This window comes from Coleofasciculus sp. B1-GNL1-01, assembly GCF_040220235.1.
Taxonomy (GTDB): Bacteria; Cyanobacteriota; Cyanobacteriia; order Cyanobacteriales; family Coleofasciculaceae; genus Coleofasciculus.
Genome location: NZ_JAVJTO010000090.1, coordinates 1 through 16,899, shown reverse-complemented (window position 1 = coordinate 16,899; position 16,899 = coordinate 1). Strand labels below are relative to the sequence as shown.

Sequence of the window (16,899 nt, the reverse complement as noted above, 5' to 3'; positions counted from 1 at the left end):
GCGATTTTTTAGCCGCCCTACTTATGTACAATCGCTGAAACCTTGATGTAGCGTGGGTTTCAACCGATCTCTTGTCATATTGCAAAAATACCGCGTTGGCGGAGCCTGTTCCGAAGGAACGTATCGCGGTATTTTTGCAAGAGCTACATGGGTACGATTTTTGAGGGGGTTGAGCGCTCAAACCACTACGGAATAAGGCTTTAGCCTGGGTGTAGTACATCTGCACGGGGGAACTTCAGTTTAATTGTCTCCACCTACTTACCTGACTTTTCACACCATCTAGAAAAATAGATATCAAACCTAACCCCCCAGCCCCCTTCCCTGATAGATCCCCCTCCCGTCCCCCTTTACAAGGCAGGGCTAATACATGGTGATGAGAGAAAATTAGGACGACCAGAATTTAGCGTAAACTAAATCTTGCAGCCATAGTTTAATCGAGTCATTTGCTTGCTATGAAGGTCAATCTCCTGGAAGCCTTAACCCAAGTGCCAGACTTTCGTGCCGCAAGAGGACGGCGTTATCCTTTGTGGTTACTTCTTTTGCTGGTGATTATGGGAACTCTGAGTGATTGTTTAGGTTATCGTGCCCTGGAAGATTTTTGTCGGAGGCATCATGAGGCATTGGTGACAACTCTGCAATTACCTCCGACTCGTTTTCCTTCTGACTCAACTTTTCGGCGGGTGATGATGGGAATAGATTTTACAGATTTAGCTAATATTTTTAATAATTGGGTATATAGTAGTCTTCCTCAGGGAGAACAAGACTGGTTAGGAGTTGATGGTAAAAGTATTAAGGCTACTGTCAGTAATTACGACCAAGCTTATCAAGATTTTATTAATGTCGTTTCGGTATTCAGCGCTCAACAAGGAGTCCCCATTGCTCTCCAACAATTTCACAATAAACAAGGGAGTGAAATTGCTGTTGTGCAAAATATTTTAGCTACTTTAGACCTAGAAGGAGTCGTTTTCACTTTGGATTCCTTACATTGCCAAAAAAAACTGTACGGTTAATTATAGAAGGTGGCAATGATTATGTGATTGCTGTTAAGGGTAATCAAAAACGTCTACATGAACAAATTAAGCTGACTACTGAACAAAGGTTACCTGTTAGCCTTGATATCACCACAGAGCGCCGAAGTGATCGCATTACTACTCGCTCCGTTTCGGTTTTTGATGACCTGAGTGGCATCAGTTATGATTGGGAAGGTTTGCAACGTTTAGTTAAGGTAGAACGCTTTGGTACACGAGCAGGTAAACCCTATCACCAAATAGTATATTACATCAGTAGTCTCACTATCAATGCAGCACAATTTGCCCAAGGTATTCGGGGTCACTGGGGCATCGAGAATCGTTTACATTGGGTTAAAGACGTGGTGTTAGATGAAGATAATTCTCGGATGCGACAAGGTAACGCTCCCGCTAATTTTTCTATTATTCGTAGTTTAGTATTAACTATCTTGCGCTACAATGGCTATTCATCTATAACCACCGGAATTCGGCTGATTAGTCATAACCTGGAACAAATTTTTCAGCTAATAAGAAATGTGCCGACTCGCGTTGTTGAGCCAAATCCCAAAACCTTTATGGTAAGCAGCTCCTAGGCGAGTCCTAGTTTATTCGCGATCGCCTTGTTGAGCCAAACCCCAGAACCTTTGTGGTAACCAGCTCCTAGGTGAGTCCTAGTTTATTCGCGATCGCGTAAAGTAACTATTTGTTCTAATGGTGTTCTTCTAGCCCAGAGTCGTCTTGCCGTCTGATACCAAATCCAGTTCCCATACCCCCCTTACAAAGACATTTTTGAAAACGGTAAAAGCCTTATGTAACATTGTTGATGGCATTTTGCTGTTCTAATTTATAAGGTGGTTCTCGCAATCGGATTTGGTATGAATAGTCCTGGTTGCCCTAATTTTCTCTCATCACAATGAATTAGCCCTGGGGAGCGGGGGGAGCAGGGGGAGCAGAGGGAGCAGGGGGAGCAGAGGGAGCAGGGGGAGCAGAGGGAGCAGAGGGAGCAGGGGTAGCAGAGGGAGCAGGGGGAGCAGGGGGAGCAGAGGGAGCAGAGGGAGCAGGGGTAGCAATGGTACATTTTCCCTGATAGTGGTGCAAGGATATGAAAGGGTTTGACCGGACATAATATGAACCCGTTTTAACGGGTTTTAGCTTTGAGCCGGAACTTGAGTTCCCGGCTTGATGCCAGATTAAGCATTTGTCGTCAATGGTTCAACATTTATGGCTTTCAAATTTGACGAAAACGCAGCATCTGCAAAAGTTCCTCAGTATCCATTTCCAACCCTTCAGCAATATACTCTAATTCAGTATCAGTTGGTCTTGCCCCATCTTTGATTTCCTGAAGTCGGGCATCTGAGATAGGTGGATTCTCTTTATACTCTTCAGTCCATTCCAATCCTGCCACTAAATCACTCAATAGCGGCTTACCCCAAGCATCAACACGACGTTGAATTCGCTCATTTGTCGCCTTTTGCAGCGTTCGCAGTTCATCCATCCTTAAATGATCCAGGCTATCCAGGATTTTTTGCAGCGTTAGTTGTGTTTTATTGGAGTCAGTCATGGGATTTATAATCACCCCTTAACAAATAAAGGGTACAGAAGTGCAGGTTTGTCGGCTTTACCCTTACGCCAAAATCTTACCATTTTTTAGGGGATGTGTTGACAAAGAACAAATGACAAAAGACAAATGACAACATCAAAGCGTCTTCAAATACTCAATCAACGCCAACTTATCCTCAGCCGTCAACTCAGTGCCATAAACATGACCTTGATTACTATTTGCTGTCACCCTTGTATCATATTTAAATCCCTCTTTCTCCGCCGCTACGCCTTCAGCAACAAAGCCCACTTTTTCCGGATTATACACATCATATCCTCTGTAAAACACCATTGTCCGCTTCTCCGGCATCTCCAATAAATCCGTTAAATAGGGAACAGAACCATTATGCAAATAGGGCGCTCTTAACCACAACCCATCCAAGGCTACCGCCACATATCCATTCGTTTTGCGAAGCTGATCAAAATCCCAATCATACCCCTCGGCAAACTCATTATACGCATCAGCCGCTTCTTGCGTCCACATATCTAAACGATAGCGGTCTGTACCCATCTCATCAATAGGAATAACGGTTCCGGTTCGTTCGCCACCAAATGCATGACAAGTGGCGCAGTTACTCTCAAAAATTTGACTCCCTTTTGCCGCTAAACCTTGGTCAATTGTGTACGGATATTTCGGCGGCGGTAATTGACGAATATAATCCTCCACCCGCTTTAATCCCTGAATATTAATTGACTCCTTCGTCGCCCCATCACCAATCGCCCCAGTGTTCACCGTTTCTGTGAGTGATGTTTCTAACCCATCCCAATGTAAGGCAAACCCTTCATGTTGATTTCGATTCCAAATTGACATCATATCCGAGTTACCAATGGTATCATCGACAGGTAATCCTAAAACTCGAAACTTTACCGGATTAAATGGGGCAATACGTCCAGGTCCTTGGTCGGGTCGTTCTTCCATCCAGGCAAAGGATGCTTTAAGTTCTAATAACTCTTTCCGGGTGCGGGGAATAATAATAAACCGATAGAGTAGTTTATCAAACAAAGACAGGTCATAATTATAGCTAATTTCATCTAAAATATAGTCGGCATTAAATCGGGGATCAGTAGCACAGTCACCGAGAAAGCGAATATACCCTTGCAGATTAAATTTATTAGAAGGTCCTCCGGGAACGATAGTTGGCTTATCGTTCGGGGTTTGGCGATAGGTGGCACTATGACACAGCGCACAGGTTATCCCTTGGCGGGGAAAGCCGATAATTTTTTTGGAAAAGCCAACAGGTAATTCTTGTCCTTCTTCCCAGGTAATTCCTAGAGAGGTATAGCCACCGGGTTTGGGGAGTTTATCAGGAAAAACTCGAGGTAATACCAGCCAAATCCAATAGGGAACGCCTTCTGCATTTTCGCTACCAATTGATCCGTATTTAAAATGATCCTCGACTGATTCGTAATAGGTATCTACTTCGCGAAACAGGTTATACCATGCCAGATATCCCACACTACCAATTAGCAAGATTAAAATAATTGCGATCGCGGTAATGGTTCGTCCAATTTTTGATGATGTACTTTCCATAAAATTGCGCCTTTACTTGTTGAATTGAATTAATTCGTATTCTATTCAATTAAAAAGCCGTATGGGGAAGCATCCCAGTTAGGCAAAATTGAGAGAGTAGAAGGCGACCCTATCTATAGCAAAAGGCAGAAGATGCCAAGGCAGAAAGCAGACAAATTATTATTGATACAGGTTGGTTTCAGCCTTAAATGTCCTAACCTTTATGGTAACTGCTATAATTGATTTAACTCCAATTGCTAAGGAATGAAATCGGGTCGTCTCTACCCATTTAACTTCTGCAAAAATGACCGATTTAGGAAAACTCTTGAACGGTTTCCGACATTTCAGGTTGTTGAGTCTTCATCGCCAAGAATAACAGAGTTCCTTGGACAATCATGAAAAATGCATCAACTAAAGCAATTGTAAGAAATCCTAAATCTTGCCCAAAGAACAAAACAGCACTCAGAAAAAAGGTAGCGCCCGCGCCGCGTGTGACGACTACTGACATCCAAGCGGTTGCTTTGTAGCGATAAGGATCAATTGCCCCCGGAATATACAAAATACTTAGTTCCAGTAGTAAGAGTCCAGCCGCCCTTACCCAGATAATTGGCACAGGTATTTGCATCTTTAATAGCGAAAGTAGAACGTCTGGGAAAAAGCAGAGGGGAATCACAAAAAACATATTCACCACAATGCCTAACCAGACCATGCGACTAAACCATTTTGCATAAGCATTCATGATGTTTACTCCTGATTCTAAAAATTGAAGGACAAGGGATATAAGCAGTCAGGGCTGGTTTAGTTACCTCTGGGTAAGGGAATAAACGATAATAAGAAAACCAATCCCTAAACAAAATTCACGCGCCAAGCCCTCGAAGGTTGTGAAGGGTCAACACTCAAAACTTAAACAGCTTAAAGCGTTTTCAGATACTCAACCAATGCGGCTTTATCCTCCGACGAAAGTTCGACGCCATACAGATGACCCCTGTTACTATTGCCAGGTACAGTCGTGTCAAACTTAAAATACGGCGTCCCCTTCTCCTGAACAACCGTGGAAACAAAACCGACATTTTCTTGATCAAACACATCATACCCGCGATAGAATACTTGAGGACGGTTGTCTGGAGCCTCTAACAAGTCTCGTAGCGTCGGTACAGACCCATTGTGCAAATAAGGCGATCGCAACCAGATTCCATCTAATGGCATGTTGGCATAACCATTAGTCTTACGGAAGTTCTTGAACCGTTCCGGCGTCCCGACAAACAGGGTATTTTGATTAGACAGTAACTCGTATGTATAAGAATCTAACCGATGCGGGTCAGTACCAATTTCCCCAAGCGGCGTCACTTTACCCACCTTCGCCCCGCCAAAGGCGTGACAACTGGCACAATTATTTTGATAAATGGGCTGACCCTTAGCTGCTAATTCCCGATTAATCGGGTAGGGATAAGCCGGGGGTGGAAGTTCCCACAACCAATCTTCAATCCGTTTAATCCGTTCCAAATCCGCTGTAACTGGTGTCACTCCTGCACCCAACGCCGCACTTAAATTACGTTCATGAACCGATTTATTATCCCCATCCCAATGCAGTTGCAATCCTTCACGGGGTTTTTGATTCCAGATAGAGGGTAAATCCGCCGTGCCAATTTTTTCATCTTCTTCTAACTCGTCCATCGGGAAGCTAAATTGAATTGATTTATAAGGATTAAACGTATCCACCCGTCCTGGACCCCAATCCGGTTGTTCATTTAAAAAAGCCAGTTGACTTGCTTGAGTAATCAACGCATCTCTCGTTTGGGGAATAACCAGATAGCGGTAAATTAATTTCTGAATCGGATTAAACTTTCCCCCTTGGGCATCAATTTCGGCTAAGATTCGGTTAGGAGTGAATCGTTCATCCAAAGCTGTTTTGCCCAGAAACTGAATATACCCTTGTAAATTTACCGTATTTGAAGGCATCGTGGGGATAAGTTGAGGTTCACTCTCAGGGGTTTCCCGCAGTGAACCCACATGACAAATCGCACAATTTAAGCCAACGCGGTCAATCAAAACGCGACGCTGAGAAAACCCAATGGGGCGGTCTTGTCCGGGTTCGTAAAGAAAGCCCAACGATTGATACCCTTCACCGGGTAATTTGTCAGGAAATACGGCGGGTAAAACTTTCCAAATCCAGTAAGGGACTCCATTTTCTGGTTCACTGCCAATTGACCCATATTTAAAGTGATTATTAATATCAGCATAATCGACAGGATTATTTAAGAAGAGGGGAGAAACCAAACCAATAATGGCAACGATAATAACCCCCGCAATCACAATCCCTAGTTTCTTAAACGCCTTCCCTGTTGACTTCAATGGCGTTGAATTTTCCATAATTGTTCATTGGTAATTTGTGATTAGTGATGTTGCAAGTAGAGACGTAGCATGCTACGTCTCTCGCCGTTTCCTAAAAAGATGCAGTGTCAAACACAGTCATAATTTCTGCAATCATTTCATCGGCATTATTATAGCGACTTAACTCATAACAACCCAGGGGATTTTCTAAGGCATTAAGCAAGCATTTATTGCAGTAAGTGCAAGGGCGTTCAGGCAAGTCTTTTCCTGCCTTAAACTGATGCACTAGGTCATTATTCGCCACCAAGGGACGGGCAATACTAACCGCATCACAGAAGTTCTCCTGAATAGCCCGACGAATATAGGACGCCTGTTGAAATCCTCCCGTACAAATCACGGGAATATTCACCTGCTTTTTAATCTCAGCCGCGTGATTAATGCTAACCCCCTGATACTTGTGTAGAAGTTCCTGCATCTGTTCAGAACTCACAAACCTCTGGAACGACTCGTTCAAAGCTTGCGCTTTTACCTCTACTCCCTGAATCGGTTGGTCTTGGGTCTGTTTCTGAACTCGATTCCATAAAAATAAGAAAATCGGATACAACAGGGGAAACCGAAATAATAAATAGTTGCGAAAGGTATGAATTCCACTGGATAACATCAAATCATACCAGCGCATCGCCTCGATGCGGGGAAATTCACCAGGAGGGTTCAAGGGATGAGGAAATATACTCCCTGTAGACACATGAATTGCATCCACTCCAGCCGCTTCTATCCACTGACAAACTTGAATCGAATCCTCTAGGGTATTGCCTGGTTTTTCCCACGGAATCACGGCATTATTATACTCCACCGCACTAATCTTAGCTTGGAGGTGAAAATCATCACCCACTTCCTGACGAATGGCTTTAATAATCTCTAACAAAAAGCGAGCGCGATTTTCTAATGATCCCCCATATTCATCGTTGCGGTCATTAATCCCAGAACTGAGAAATTGGGTAATTAAATAACCATTAGCACTATGCAGTTCCACGCCATCCAGTCCCGCCTCTCGCGCCCGTCTCGCCCCCGCCGCAAACGCCTGAACGGTTTCTTGAATCTCAGCCTTGGTCATGGCTTGGCATTCAAAACCATGAAACGATTCTGTGATACTGGTTGAACTGAGGGCTTTTAAATTAAGATTTTCCACGCCACTCACATCCTGCTGACGCCCAGAATGGCTCAGTTGCATGATAAATTTACAGTCGTATTCATGCACCACCTCACCAAGTTTACGCCAGAAGGGAATGCGGTCATCTCGGTCAATCGTGGCATAGTTTGGCAGGATTCGTCCGCGAATTTGTACTGGCGTAAACGATGAAATAATTGCGCCGACGCCTCCCTGGGCAAACTTCTGTTCCCAATTGATTCGGACTTGGTTTCCGGAACCGTCATAGTTATCGAATCTGCCGGAAATATTCGAGCGAAAGATGCGATTACTGACGGTGAGGTTTCGGAATGTTAGCGGTTGAAAAATGATATCGTTGTCATTTGTCATGTCATTCGTTATTGCCAGCAGCGAATGTTTATAGCAGATGCAGTGGATACACAGGGTTTAAGGTAGGTTGGCATTTCCGGACTTGATTCGTAGGTACGCCTTGTTGTCAGATGGCGACAAAAATCCAGAATATTCTAATTTTTTGATTATGGCAAATCCTGAAAAAAATGGGAAGGTATTTTAAGTTTTGTTAAAAGTATCCAGATTTTGTGGCGAATGGGCTGAGGGGTGTTAGCACCATAAGATAAGTGGGTAGATAAAGGTTAACGGCTGAGAACTCGCTGGCGCGAGTCTTATATTTATGTAAGGGGTTGGGATCTATTTACATAAGTTAATATAGTTTAGTTACGTTTATTTCCACTAACCTACTTAGTCTCTCTCAATCAGTTGTGAAGTAGTAGTAAAATAGGAGTCCTTACTTGGCAAGGTTTTCAGGTCTATTAGTTTTTACGAATCATTAAGACTAGCAATCCATTACTACCCCGGTTGCCCCCACGTTCTAGGATTGAACAAAAATTGGTATAAATTGGGGAGAGTTGAGATTAATTCAGGAAATTTGCGGAAAGGGCTTGTCGGAAATAAAATAGAGATTTACTATGAATAGTATTGATTTTAGTCCCGATCGCGGTTTGACATAATTGTTAAATATTGTATCCAAATAAAAGGAATTAACACGATGACTAAATCATCCCAATCAGGTCGAGGTAAGCAAAAACCTTGGCATCGATTACCCGTTCCCCTGGCATTAGTCAAGTTATTCCAGTTCCGGAACCGACTGCGGGAAGAAAATCTACATGATACCGCAAAATTACCGACCCAAGGTGAGGGGACACAACCACCACCTAGTCCAGATGGTGACCATCTCAAGATTCGCACAGCCGACGGGAGTTTTAATGACCTGGAACAGCCAGAAATGGGTCGGGCAGGTTCTCGTTTTGGACGCAATGTTCCCCTCCAATACACTCACCCTGACCAAAAGAATTTACTCGAACCCAACCCGCGTACAATTAGCCGCAAATTACTGACGCGGGATGAATTTGTACCCGCTAGTACCTTAAACCTACATGCCGCCTCTTGGATTCAATTTCAAACCCATGACTGGTTCGCCCATGGGGGTACATTCGACCAGAAAGTTGAGATTCCTCTAGAAGCCGATGATCCCTGGCCCCAAGACTATCGACCACTAGAAGTAGGCGCAACGTTACCCGACTCAACCCGCCCCGACGAAGATACCAAAAATCCGCCTACCTTTCTGAACCGAGTCACTCACTGGTGGGATGCGTCACAAATTTATGGCAGTGATCAAGAAACCATTAATAAGCTGCGGACTCATCGTGATGGGAAGCTAATTATTGGTGACGATGACTTATTACCCATTAACCCAGATAATGACATCGACCTGGTTGGTTTTGATGAGAACTGGTGGGTAGGATTGAGTATGTTACATACTCTATTCGTCAAAGAACACAATACGATTTGCGATCATCTCAAAAATGAATATCCCGACTGGACAGACGATGATCTATTCAACCACGCCCGACTGATTAACGCCGCCTTACTTGCCAAAATCCACACCGTTGAATGGACGCCTGCAATCCTAGGACATCCAGCTTTAGAAATTGCTATGAACGCCAACTGGTGGGGATTATTGGGACCACATGTCAAACGCTTATTTGGGCGCATTGGAGAGGGGGAACTCCTGAGTGGGATTGTCGGCTCAGCGACAGATCACCACACTGCCCCCTACTATCTCACCGAAGAATTTGTCTCGGTCTATCGGATGCATCCCTTAATGCCAGATGAGTTTGAATTTTACTCTCTGAAAAACGGGGAATTGCGATTTACCGAAAATCTATTTGAAGTATCAGGAAATCGCAGTCGTAATTTAGTCGATAAAGTAGGGATGCCCGATTTATTCTACTCCTTTGGTATTACTCATCCTGGGGCGATTACCTTACATAACTATCCGCGTTTCCTACAGCAATTAGTCCGGGATAACGGCGAAGTCTTTGATTTAGCGGCTGTCGATATATTACGCGATCGCGAACGCGGCGTTCCCCGTTATAATCAATTCCGTGAACTCATTGGTCGTGAACGAGTCAAAACCTTTGAGGACATCACCGAGAACCCGCAATGGGCAAAGGAACTCCGGGAGGTTTACAACAACGACATCAACAGCGTTGATTTAATGGTGGGTATGTTTGCCGAAAACCCACCCGCCGGATTTGGCTTTAGTGACACAGCCTTCCGTATCTTTATCCTAATGGCATCCCGACGACTTAAGAGCGATCGCTTCTTCACCAAAGATTACACCGCCGAAGTCTACACTCAATGGGGTTTAGAGTGGATTGACAACAACAGTATGTTAACTGTCTTGCGCCGCCATTACCCCACCGTCAGCCCCGCTTTATTTGGCGTACAAAATGCATTTGCCCCCTGGCGTAAAGTCGGTGTTTCGGGGTATTAATTGTTGAGATTGGGCAACAGGTAATAGTAACTAGCGAAGCGTTGCGGCGGAGGTGTGAGGGGTTACAACACCCCTTATCAGATCCTCCTCTTCCCTTTTTAGATCCCCCTTCTGGCTAGGACATCGGTCAAGAAACCGGGTTTCTTTGGGTGAAAGGTTGATATTGGTCATCCTCACGAGAAACCCGGTTTCTAGGAATACCAGAAAAAACTAATGGATTTATAGCGCTACGCGCTGGGCAATGGGCAATGGGCAATAGGCAATAGGGGAAAGAGATACAGGGTTTTTAAGTAATCTCAGAAAAGACCTCCTAGGTTTACAACTCATTTACAAATGCTATATAACCCATAAATTTGAGAGATGAAGGATGAAGTGTTAAGCAAAAATCACAATAAATCGACATACTTTTTTACCCAGTCACCCCCCATGAAAAATCTACAAAAATTTTGGCATAATGCCCACAAGCTAGAACCGCTACCAAGCGACTATGAATCCTGGACGGCTGTAAAAAAGCAGGACTTTCTTTGGCAGCAAAGAATTTTAGCATCCCGATATGATACCCTACCCCCACTCAAAAAAATTGATGTTATCGGTTTATTTTTTACTCTCTTAAGCATCAAAATGGATCGCTTATCCGATGAAGCACCCCGCAAATGGAACAAAGCCATTCACGCCCACGCCAGTGTTGCTAAGGTTAAGTTGATCCCCACCCCGACTACTCCATTTACTGGTTTATTTAAAGGTGCTGACTACGGTTTGCTACGATTATCCCTCACCGGTGATCCCAGCGATCGCGGATTTGCGCCAGGGTTAGCCCTCAAGCTTTTGGTGGACGGTCAACCCTCGGAAAATGTCTCAGCTTTGGTTTCCCTTACGGGTCAAGGCAATAACTATAATTTCTTTGCCAATGAGTTGTCTAATATCGTTCCCGCAGAAAATGATTTAGGTCCTAAATTGATTAATTTAATCTTCCGCCGCGTCAGCAAATTTCCCCGCAAACTCTATTTGCAAGGCTTTGCCCAAATCGACCAAACGGGTCATCTAGAACCTGATCCCTTTTATCCCTATCGCCTTTTTCTCGTTCCCAATCCCACTATTCAGTTTCCTGAAAATCCACCTCATGATTTCAGAGATGACCTAGCCACGATTCCTGCTGGAACCTCTATATTTTCCCTCTATGCTGTTGTTCCCCAAAACGTAGGAGACGAAAATGCCGACCAGAAAGCTGATATCATAGACCAGCCAAGTTATCGCCAAAACGCCCAACTTATCGGACATCTGGAAACCACCTCAGAATTTGTGGCATCTTACTACGGTGATAGCCAGCTATTTTTTAGACATCAGCGCTTCGCCAATCAATAATCCAGCTTCAACCACCCTTGATACTCACAATCAAAGCCTGACTCTTGCCAAGCGTCTAAATCAACCTCAGTTAGGGGCGTAACCTCAGAACAGTGCGGCTGAATTCCCTGACTCAACAGCGCCCAAACCAGACTGCGCGTCACATCTAGTCCAGTCTTCCACCAGGATTCCTGATTCCCCGGAATTCCCTTCTCCTGTACTGTATCCACATCAACCCAAATCCCATTGGCTCCCAAAAGAATTTGCGCCATCCACCCTGCTCGTGGTAAATGGGTGGGAGAGGTAATTAACTGAACATGACGTACCCCCCACTGCCGTAAAATCGGAATCCCGAAGTAGAAATTACCAAACGTGGAATCCGCACATTTTTCTAACCAAACTTGACCCATGGGCGCGTTATACTTTTGGAATATGAGCAAAATACAGGGTTCATCAGAGCCTTGAGAAATCAAAACCGGAGTTTGGGGATAGTTTTTCACTAACTGAGCCACATAAACCTCCCGGCGAATACTTCCCCCCAAAACAAAGAATGTATCTACAGGTGCAGCGGCTCCTGCCGACAATCTGAAGATATTTGCAAGTAACCCTATACTAAGAATAACGACTAGGCTCAATAGCCCTAAGCCTAACCAGCGTAGTCGTTGCTTAGACAGTAGCCAACGCGCAACCCGTAGCCAATGGCGTGTTATCAATCGTCTCACTGAGGCTTACCACTTGATTCACTCTGACTGTCCGAGGCGAAGCCATTGTCTTCATCACCAGGACAATAGGTCAACTGGCACAAAATTTCTGGAAATTAGCCAGATAAGTTGAGTATAGTAGCAATAGACGGATTTGATGCCGCCAGAACTATGCTATCCCTACTCAGGGAATGCTAATGATTGCAGCTAACGACTGGGTACGCTTTGACTGTCCGCTTTAAACCAACCCATAGTCTGTTCGACGTATTTCCCATGAATCAATATTCTAAAACCTTCCCTTGGCTGAAAAGCATCCTCGTAACGGGTGCGATCGCAACAACAGCCACATTATCATGGTTAGCCCCAATTGGCAGCAATCGCTCCGTCTTTGCGGCGCTTGAGGATAGTCCCAAGACGGTTGTTGATGAAGTTTGGCAACTGGTTAATCAGGAATACGTTGATCCCTCGTTCAATCAAGTGGATTGGCAAGCAACCCGTCAACAGCTACTCAATCGCAATTATACGTCTTCTGAACAAGCCTACAAAGCCATTCGCGACGCCCTAGAACCTATCGGTGATCCCTACACTCGCTTTTTAGAACCTGAACAATTCAAAGCCTTAACGGATCAAACAGCAGGTGAACTGTCTGGGGTAGGGATTCGCATGGGCGTTGATGAGAAAACCCAGAAGCTGGTGATTATTGAGCCGATTGAAAATTCACCAGCATTCAAAGCCGAACTGAAATCTGGAGACAAAATTATCGCCATTGATGGCAAATCCACTCAAGGGATGAGTGCGGAAGAAGCCTCGGCGTTAATTCGCGGCGAAGTTGGCTCATCCGTCACTCTGAAAATATCTCGTCAAGGGCAAAATCACTTTGATGTCACCCTAACCCGCGCTCAGATTGAGCTACCGTCTGTACACTATACCCTCAAGCAGGAAGGTCAAATGCGGGTGGGTTATATCAGCATTGATGAGTTTAGTTCCCACGCACCTGAACAAATGCAACAGGCAATTCGCAATCTGAATAGCCAAGATGTGAATGGTTATGTTTTAGATTTGCGTGGTAATCCTGGTGGATTATTGTACGCCAGTATTGAAATTGCCCGGATGTGGCTCGATGAGGGTGAGATTGTCCACACGATTGATCGCAAAGGGGGAGAACAAAAGTTTTCTGCCAACCACACCGCACTAACTCAGCTTCCCCTGGTTGTTTTAGTTGATGGCAATTCAGCTAGTGCCAGTGAAATTCTAGCGGGTGCGCTGAAGGATAATAAACGGGCAAGGGTTGTCGGTTCGACGACGTTTGGTAAAGCTGTCGTGCAGTCTGTCCATTCCTTATCTGATGGTTCAGGTTTAGCGGTTACGATTTCCCGCTACTATCCTCCCAGTGGGATTGATATTAATCACAAAGGAATTAGCCCTGATGTGAAAATTGATTTAACTCGCGCCCAACAGCGGCGTTTAGTTACACAACCGATGTTACGTGCCACAATCGAAGATCCCCAATACAAGCAAGCGCTTACGGTTCTGGAAAATACGATGCTGGCAGAACGCGGTTTGAATCAACCGACTGAACCAATTAGTGTTCGGTAAACGTATATCTCCTGTTGATGACACAGGGCGGGTTTTGTTGAGAGGTTATCGGTAGACAACCAAATTAAACGGCTAAACCCGCCCCTACAATTGACAGACGTTCTGCCGGAATGTCTCTAATCATGATCAGTCAAGCATAATCAAATGGGTCTAACCAAAGAGATTAGACCCAAGTGATCGTTCTATTAGGACTTTTCAAGCCGTTAATTTTTCAGGTTTTAATCTGAGCTTACTAATTTTTACAAATCCCACAGGTTCACCGCTTATTGACCCGCATAAATGTGTCTTTCTGGACTTGAGTTGGGTTTCGGTTTTCACCGAATCTAACCCCTTAAGGCTACGCTAGGTTGGTTACTTCTGTGGCAGAGCCAAAGATTGGGGATGATCGTCATCACCTCTGACTCTTCGTTGGTTTTTCTCCAGTTATTGGCTCTGGAGGACGATCTCCATATTCAAAGTAACATGGTTCTCCCTGGCTGCCAAACAGTATTTACCAAAGTTTAGGAGTTGTTACAAATAGCAATTTTCTGGGGGAGAAAAGCGAAAACGTACTGGCTGAATATTAGCCAGCGAAGAACGAACTAGCGCTGCGGTTCCATATCCCCGTACTTAATTAAAAGCGCGATCGCAATACTCACGGCAAAAATTAACACCATACTCAGCGCTGAACCAAATCCCCAGTTCTGGGTTGCGCCCAGAAACTGGTTGTAAATGAGACGAGATACCGTCATGCTGGAAGCCCCGCCTAACAACTCCGGATCAACGAAATCCCCCAAAGCGGTAATAAACACCAGAATCGAACCCGCCGCAATACCGGAAAAGGTTTGGGGTATAGTTACCTTCCAGAACGTTTGCACCGGATTAGCACCCAAATCCGCCGCCGCTTCCAACAAACGCCGATCTAATTTCTCTAAGGACGCATAGAGAATTAACACCATGTACGGTAAATAACTATACGCCATACCGATTAATACCGCCGAACTGGTATTTAAGAGTTCCAACGCGGGTAAACCAATCGAGGTTAAGATGCTATTGAGTACCCCGGTGGGTCGCAGAATCGTAATCCAAGCATAAGAGCGCAACAGGGAAGAGGTAAAATTGGGTAGGATAAACCCTAACAGGAGTAAATTCTGCCAGCGCTTGGGTGCCATTTGAGCAATCCAGTAGGCTACCGGAAACCCCAACACCAGACAAATCGTCATCGTACCTACCGCAAAAAACACCGATCGCCCCATCACCTGCAGATTGATTGGTTCAAAGACGCGCAGATAGTTATCCAGTCCCGACGGGTTAACAATATCCCCCGGTTTAATATCAGGAACCAAGCTCAACTCGAAGATGATCAGAGTTGGTAAAACCAACAATAAAAACAGCCACAGTCCAGCCGGTCCTAATAACGCCAAGGGTTCTAACCACTGGCGTCGAGAACGGCTGGGTTCTTCGATAAACGAGGATTCAGCCTGAGGATCTGTGGCTGCGGGATTGGGTAAGGAGGTGGGGGAAACTTTTTTGTCGGTAGACACGGTATAAGTATTAATTATGAATTATTGACATAGCCAGCATTTAAGAGCTGGTCAATTTCGTCCAATAGCGGTCATAGACGGCTTCAACTTCTCCTAACGGTTCCAAATTTTCGCACCGTTCCAGGGCTTCTTCTGGAGGAAATAGACTGGTATCATTTTTCAGGTCAGGCGGTAAAAGATTATAAGCAGCTTTATTGGGCGTCGCAAAACTGAGGCGTTCCACGATGCGTGCGGCGACATCCGGCTGCAACATAAAATTAATCCAAGCATAAGCGCCCTCGACATTGGGAGCGGTTTTGGGAATGGCTAGGGTATCAATCCAGAGAGAGGAACCACTTTCTGGAAGCGCATAGCGTAAATCTTCATTTTCTGGCATGATTTCCGTGGCATCGGACGAATAACACATGGCAATCTTTAAATCTCCACTGAGAATCTGGGGACGCCAAGCATCAGACGTAAACGATGCGATCGCAGGTTTTAAGTCCATTAAAGCTTGATAGGCGGCTTGAATGTGTTCCACGTTGGTGGAATTGTAAGAATACCCCAACTTTTTCAACCCAGCACCCATGACTTCTCGTACATCATTGACCAACGTCATCCGTTTTGCCAATTGCTGTTGATAAACCCACAGATAGTCCCAATCTGCTGGAGGGGGTTGGACTTGCTGGGTATTGTAAATCAAGCCAGTGGTTCCCCAACTGACAGGAACGGAGTGGCGATTCCCCGGATCATAGTCGGCTTGCTGAAAACGGGGAAACAACCGATACATCCCCTCGATGCGGGGTTGGTCGAGTTCTAGCAACATCCCCATCGTGATCATCTTTTGCACCATGTACTCCGAAGGGTAAATGATGCTATAAGCGCCCCCGCCACCCGCTTGCAGTCGAGCCAGCATCGCTTCATTAGAATCATAGACATCCGCGATCGCCCTGATCCCGGTTTCTTCCTCAAAGCGGTCTAACAAATCTTGGTCAGTATAGCCAGCCCACGTGTAAATGTATAACAGATTAGCATCATCTTGACTCCCCGCCGCCGGACGCACATTCGCCAGTCTCCAGCCACACCCTGACAGCGTTAGCCAAGGTAGGGTTAAAGCCGCCGCTTGTAAAAACTGACGGCGGTTTGGTCGTTTTCGGGATCTTGGCTGATTAGTCATTGGTCATTGGTCATTGGTCATTGGTCATTGGTCATTGGTCATTGGTCATTGGTCATTGGTCATTGGTCATTGGTCATTGGTCATTGGTCATTGGTCATTGGTCATTGGTCATTGGTCATTGGTCATTGGTC

At 45.0% G+C, this 16,899-nt stretch carries 11 protein-coding genes and 1 pseudogene; 4 read left to right on the top strand and 8 right to left on the bottom strand.

The genetic code is table 11. The features are described 5' to 3' along the window. Positions 1-452: 452 nt before the first annotated feature. Positions 453-1,406 (top strand): annotated as a pseudogene (locus RID53_RS22270) (ISAs1 family transposase); the annotation flags it as partial. A gap of 829 nt (positions 1,407-2,235) precedes the next feature. Here the strand turns inward: RID53_RS22270 and RID53_RS22265 are convergent. The 5 genes from RID53_RS22265 to RID53_RS22245 form a co-directional block, all read right to left on the bottom strand. Beyond that, positions 2,236-2,568, bottom strand: a complete 333-nt coding sequence (locus tag RID53_RS22265) for a hypothetical protein (RefSeq protein WP_446390181.1) — start codon at positions 2,566-2,568, stop codon at positions 2,236-2,238. A 135-nt stretch (positions 2,569-2,703) separates the two neighbouring features. Continuing rightward, positions 2,704-4,137 carry a c-type cytochrome gene (locus tag RID53_RS22260; RefSeq protein WP_446390180.1) on the bottom strand — a complete coding sequence of 478 codons (1,434 nt, stop codon included), beginning with the start codon at positions 4,135-4,137 and terminating at the stop codon, positions 2,704-2,706. Positions 4,138-4,429: 292 nt separating this feature from the next. Beyond that, positions 4,430-4,855: a hypothetical protein gene (locus RID53_RS22255; RefSeq protein ID WP_446390179.1), complete on the bottom strand. Its 426-nt coding sequence runs from the start codon at positions 4,853-4,855 to the stop codon at positions 4,430-4,432. Positions 4,856-5,028: 173 nt separating this feature from the next. Beyond that, a complete protein-coding gene (locus RID53_RS22250) occupies positions 5,029-6,486 on the bottom strand; it encodes a c-type cytochrome (protein WP_446390178.1) in 1,458 nt (485 codons plus the stop codon). A gap of 73 nt (positions 6,487-6,559) precedes the next feature. Continuing rightward, positions 6,560-7,984, bottom strand: coding sequence for an NADH:flavin oxidoreductase (locus RID53_RS22245; RefSeq protein WP_446390177.1), 1,425 nt, complete (start codon positions 7,982-7,984; stop codon positions 6,560-6,562). Positions 7,985-8,660: 676 nt separating this feature from the next. Between RID53_RS22245 and RID53_RS22240 the strand changes: the two genes are divergently transcribed. Both RID53_RS22240 and RID53_RS22235 read left to right on the top strand, forming a co-directional pair. Beyond that, complete coding sequence (locus RID53_RS22240) at positions 8,661-10,451, top strand: peroxidase family protein (protein ID WP_446390176.1); 1,791 nt, start codon at positions 8,661-8,663, stop codon at positions 10,449-10,451. A 426-nt stretch (positions 10,452-10,877) separates the two neighbouring features. Further along, the gene (locus RID53_RS22235) at positions 10,878-11,813 is read left to right on the top strand and encodes a hypothetical protein (protein WP_446390175.1); all 936 of its coding nucleotides are present in this window, start codon (positions 10,878-10,880) and stop codon (positions 11,811-11,813) included. Here RID53_RS22235 and RID53_RS22230 read toward each other — a convergent pair. After that, positions 11,807-12,514: a YdcF family protein gene (locus RID53_RS22230; protein WP_446390174.1), complete on the bottom strand. Its 708-nt coding sequence runs from the start codon at positions 12,512-12,514 to the stop codon at positions 11,807-11,809. The two genes, RID53_RS22235 and RID53_RS22230, sit on opposite strands and share 7 nt — an antisense overlap. A 252-nt stretch (positions 12,515-12,766) precedes the next feature. Between RID53_RS22230 and ctpB the strand changes: the two genes are divergently transcribed. Next, a complete protein-coding gene (ctpB, locus tag RID53_RS22225) occupies positions 12,767-14,089 on the top strand; it encodes a carboxyl-terminal processing protease CtpB (protein ID WP_446390173.1) in 1,323 nt (440 codons plus the stop codon). Between the two features lie 581 nt (positions 14,090-14,670). Here the strand turns inward: ctpB and RID53_RS22220 are convergent. After that, complete coding sequence (locus RID53_RS22220) at positions 14,671-15,534, bottom strand: ABC transporter permease (RefSeq protein WP_446390182.1); 864 nt, start codon at positions 15,532-15,534, stop codon at positions 14,671-14,673. A 118-nt stretch (positions 15,535-15,652) separates the two neighbouring features. After that, positions 15,653-16,768: an ABC transporter substrate-binding protein gene (locus tag RID53_RS22215; RefSeq protein WP_446390172.1), complete on the bottom strand. Its 1,116-nt coding sequence runs from the start codon at positions 16,766-16,768 to the stop codon at positions 15,653-15,655. Positions 16,769-16,899: the final 131 nt, after the last annotated feature.